The organism is Pseudomonadota bacterium (assembly GCA_022361155.1).
In the GTDB taxonomy this organism is placed as follows: domain Bacteria; phylum Myxococcota_A; class Polyangia; order Polyangiales; family JAKSBK01; genus JAKSBK01.
In genome coordinates this window covers 1-4,522 of sequence record JAKSBK010000431.1, presented here as the reverse complement: position 1 = coordinate 4,522, position 4,522 = coordinate 1, and the positions used below count along the sequence as shown (strand labels likewise).

The window sequence follows — 4,522 nt, the reverse complement described above, 5'->3', positions numbered from 1 at the left end:
CTTTGCCGCCTAAGCTCGGTAGCGCGCTGCGCCAGCTCGTTTTGGCGCTGCGCAACGAGATACGGTCTTGTGGGCGCCGCGGGCCGGCGAGTGAGCTTTCCACCTCGGATAGTTCGAGCCGCAACGTGTCCGTGTAGTTTGGAGCTGGCGCGCTCTGCGTTCGAAAAAGCTGCTGCTCCTTGCAGTAGGCTTCCACCAGCGCGATCTGCTCCGGCGCACGCCCACTCAGGCGGAGGTAGGCCAGCGTCTCGTCATCCACGGGAAAGAAGCCGCACGTCGCGCCGTACTCGGGTGCCATGTTGGCGAGCGTTGCGCGGTCGGGCAGCGGCAACTGGTCCAAGCCTGGGCCGAAGAACTCCACGAACTTGCCGACCACACCCTTGGCCCGCAGCAACTGGGTGACGTGCAGCACGAGGTCGGTCGCCGTCGCGCCTTCCCGCAGTGCACCCGAAAGCTCGAACCCGATCACCTCCGGAATCAGCATCGAGACCGGCTGACCCAACATGGCAGCTTCTGCCTCGATGCCACCCACCCCCCAGCCGAGTACACCAATGCCATTGATCATGGTGGTGTGGGAATCGGTACCGACGAGCGTATCGGGATACGCCAAGCGCTCGCCGTCTGCCTGCTCTTTCGAGAACACCACCGGGGCCAGGTATTCGAGGTTCACTTGGTGCACGATGCCCGTGCCAGGCGGCACCACGCGCAGGCTGTCGAACGCCTGTTGCCCCCAGCGCAGAAAGCGATAGCGCTCCAGGTTGCGTTCGAACTCACGCTGCACGTTGTCTTGGAACGAACGCAACAGGCCATACGAATCGACTGTGACCGAGTGATCTACCACCAAGTCCACCGGCAGCAGTGGATTGATCCGCGCTGGGTCGACGCCAAGTCGGCGCGCGGCATCCCGCATCGCTGCCAAGTCCACTACCGCCGGCACTCCGGTGAAGTCCTGCAACAGCACCCGTGCCGGCTGGAATGCGATTTCTTGCGTCGGCGTATCGCTCGGCTGCCAACGCGCCAGGGCCTCCACCTGCGCCGCCCGCACCGCGGAGCCGTCCTCGTTGCGAAGCAGATTCTCCGCCAACACGCGCAGACAGTAGGGAAGCCGGCCCACGTCTCCAATCCCGGCGCGCTGCAGCGCGTCCAGGCGCCAGATCGCAAACGTCGCATCACCAACTTGGAGCCTAGCTCGGCTTGAGAACGTATCGGTTGTCATATCTTTCCTTCGGACGCACGTGTCGGTGCGGTCAGCGCAGGCGAGAGTTGGGCACAAGCGCGTCTCCCGTGCGTGACCGCTCCGGGGGATGCTTGGGATCGTAGGCCGCCGATGCGCTCTGTCCACCTCAGACGGGGCGCAGTGGCTACAGCCGCTTGGTACCCACCCGGAGGTGTCGAGAGCGTCGCCTGAGGCCACCTGGAGCGGCCGGAGCAGCCAACCGGTGGTGGCAGCGATACCGGGGTATGTGACCCCGGCTGTGCTACAACTCGCCTTGATGGACACGCTCCAGCCCGATCCGGCCCTTGAGGCGGCGCAGGCCGCGCTTCGTGGTGAGCCGGGAGTGCGACTCGCGCTGCTCTTCGGGTCGTTTGCCCGTGGGCAAGCCGGGATGGACTCTGACCTCGACATCGCGGTGGACGCACCAAGCATGGACCTTCAAGCGCTGGCAGCGAAACTCTCGCAGGCTACGGGCCGCGAGGTCGATGTAATCGCCATCCGCTTCGACAGCATTCCACAGCTTGGCCAACTCGTGCGCGACGCGCAGCTGCTTCATGAAGGACAGTCCGGGGCGGCCGCGAGTTGGCGGACTCGAGCGCTCCTGACGCTAGAGACCGACGGCCCTTGGTATCGTCGCATGCGGGACGCATGGCTCGCGCGGGTAGCACGAGAGGGGCTGTCCGATGGTTGATTTGGACCTGCTTTCGGCCAAGCTCGCCGAGCTATCGGATCGGATCGCCCGCATCAAATCTCACCGAGGCGGTGATGCCGGCGTGCTGCGACGGAATCGGGACGCTCTTGACCTGGTGTCGTTCAACCTCATGCTCGCGGTACAGATCTGCGCTGATATTAGTAGCCATCTGATCGCGGACGAAGGCTGGGTTGCTGCCAAGACGCTGGCCGAGGGCTTCACACGGGCACGAGAGCATCAGGTCATTGACGAGCCAACTGCTGAGGCACTGTGCCGCGCGGTAGGGCTGCGCAACGTGGTTGCGCACGGCTACGCGGGCATCGACGTGGAGCTCGTCCATCGAGCCGCCACCGACGGCATGCAGGACTTGGAGCGGTTCGCGAAGCAGGTCGCGCGCTGGGCTCGCGATCGCGCCGCGGGTTCGTTGTAGCCTTGCCGCGTTGCAGGCGGGCGAATCACCCCCCGGCCGGCTTCGGGGGGCTCGCAAACGCGAGAGAGCGAAGGGAGGAACGAGGCGCTCAGGCCGCGGTCGTGCTCCCCCGAGCGGGACGGATTCGGCACGTTCGCGTGCCACTTCGGAACCTCCGCACAGCGATCGTTGGCAAGTGCGTTCCTCCCGGTCTCGATCCACAAAATCCAGGTTTCGGAAAAAACCCGCGAATTCATCCCGAAACGGTTCTCTTACAAAGGCAACCGAAGTAGTATCGGCGACTACCGAGCAGGGCAGCGCAATGCAGTTACTCAAACTCATGGCGCGAGTTGATGCGGCGGCGTACCGTGGCAGGCTTCGCTGCACGAAGGCGAACGCAGCCGCGGCGGGCTGTCCCGCATCACGTCGCAGCGCTGTGCTTCAGGCCTCGGCACCGAACAGCTACCCGCGTTGCCGTGCCGTCGATCGTCCGCTGCGGTCATGGGCCTTCGAAGCCGGGAGAAGTCATAGGAATGGCGCCACCGAACGCAAGACATAACTTCAGGGTGAGTCGGATTCCGCCTGAAGTTTGCCCAATCGTCACACGCACGGCCGAGACCATCGGCGTCATGCCAGAAGTCGGGAAGCAAGACCCGATGGCGCTGCTGCGCGTGATCCACGCGCGCAGCCCCGAACTGGCGGACCTCTTGGATGACTATGCGTATTGCTGCTTCCGCTGGCACTACGAGCGCAGCTATGACGAGGGGAGTCGAGCGGAGGTTGAGCTACGGGATAAGCGCGACAAGTTACTCCAGCTGATCGAGCGCAAGCTATCCGGGTCTCCCGCAGAGCAGTCTCCACCCATCCAACCCACGCGGAACGCTTCGCTAGGGTCGTGGCTTGAAGAAAAGGGACTGCAGCTGATCAGCCGCAGGCTAGCGAGCGACGCACGCAGGCAGCTGTCGACCCGCGAAACACGAGCCCGGAGGACATGTCCTTGGTGGTGGCCGTTCGGTCGACGGTAGCGGACAGCTCGACAACCCGATGTCCAGCCATTGTCGCCTTTCGCGGCAGACGCAAGGCGGCGTCTGCCGGCCGTGCAGCATCACGCCGCCGGCTGGCCCGCATCGGTGGCAGGATGCGGAGACGAGGACGCGGCCGTTTGCGCGGGCGGATCGGGCATGCGGTTCCGAATCGATGGAGCAGCCGGAGGCATACAGGGGGTGCTGCATGTCCGACAAAGAACGGCAGATAGAGCTGCGGAGGCGGTTGTCCGCGCTCCGCAAAAAGGGGGGGTAGACAAGCGGGCGTAGAGCTACGGGAAGTCGTCTGCGCGCGCGTCCAGAAGGTGCTCGGTGCCGATGTGCTCCTGTGGCCAACGCCTGCCGGCTGCGATGCCCTGGCGAGCGCGCTCTCGAAGCTCGGCAGGCAACCACTCGAGGTCGTGAGGCGCCACAGACTCGGGGGTGGCGTCCGGTTGGCTCGGGTATTCGAGGAGTGCGCGGTAATGGCCGCTCGGTTCCAGCCTACCTAGGCCAAGTTTGCGCAAGGCCTCGTCCGCGGCGCGGGCGATGCGCAAACCGGTGGCGTCGAGGTCACCGAGGTAGACGAAGCGTTCGATTCCGAGTTCCTGCACGAGCTGGTCCAAGCTGGCCGCACTGCGCAGCAGCGCCTTGCCCGCACCGTACGCGACCGCGGCGTAGCGGCCTGTGCGCGCCGCGAAGGTACAGAACGAGTGGTAGCTATGATGGTTCTCGAGCACGATGGCGGTCCGGCTGCGCGTCTCTAGTCCCTGCCAGACCAACGGCGGAGAGACGCTGAAACAGCGCAACAGCCCAAGGGAGAGTCTATCCGGGCCAAAGAGCTGCGTGCGGCGCAGCTTCTCGAGCCGCTTCTCATCGCCAAAGAGCTGCAGGGAGCGCTCGCGCTCCGGCACGAGCGGGCGCGTGCGGCCGCCGCTGGCCAAGAAGCGCTGCACGCACAAGAGCAAGTCGCGCTGCTCCGGCGAGCGAAGCTCACGGGCGAAGCTCAGCTCCGGCGCCCACGCCACGTGCTGCCGCGCTGGGGCGGGCTTGCGCGCGGCCGTCGTGAGAACCACGAACCGCGGCAGGGCCGGCTGCGCGCTGTGGTCCCAGCGGCTTGCCTGTTTGGGCAACGTGAGCTTGCCGTGTTGCGCCAACAGCTCCAGGGCACGACGCAGATTGCG

General features: G+C 65.4%; 5 protein-coding genes. 2 read left to right on the top strand and 3 right to left on the bottom strand.

The features are described from left to right. Together MJD61_16565 and MJD61_16560 are read right to left on the bottom strand one after the other, a co-directional pair. On the bottom strand, positions 1-1,216 hold a 1,216-nt coding region (locus MJD61_16565; GenBank protein ID MCG8556875.1), incomplete at its 3' end, for an aconitase family protein. Between the two features lie 262 nt (positions 1,217-1,478). Beyond that, a complete protein-coding gene (locus tag MJD61_16560) occupies positions 1,479-1,772 on the bottom strand; it encodes a hypothetical protein (protein ID MCG8556874.1) in 294 nt (97 codons plus the stop codon). 127 nt (positions 1,773-1,899) lie between these two features. Here MJD61_16560 and MJD61_16555 point away from each other — a divergent pair, with 127 nt between their 5' ends. After that, entirely contained in the window at positions 1,900-2,337 is a 438-nt protein-coding gene (locus MJD61_16555) for a DUF86 domain-containing protein (protein MCG8556873.1), read from the top strand. A gap of 608 nt (positions 2,338-2,945) precedes the next feature. Then, entirely contained in the window at positions 2,946-3,341 is a 396-nt protein-coding gene (locus MJD61_16550) for a hypothetical protein (protein MCG8556872.1), read from the top strand. A gap of 290 nt (positions 3,342-3,631) precedes the next feature. Here the strand turns inward: MJD61_16550 and MJD61_16545 are convergent. Then, positions 3,632-4,522: DUF2220 domain-containing protein (locus tag MJD61_16545; protein MCG8556871.1), on the bottom strand; the 891-nt coding region annotated here is incomplete at its 5' end.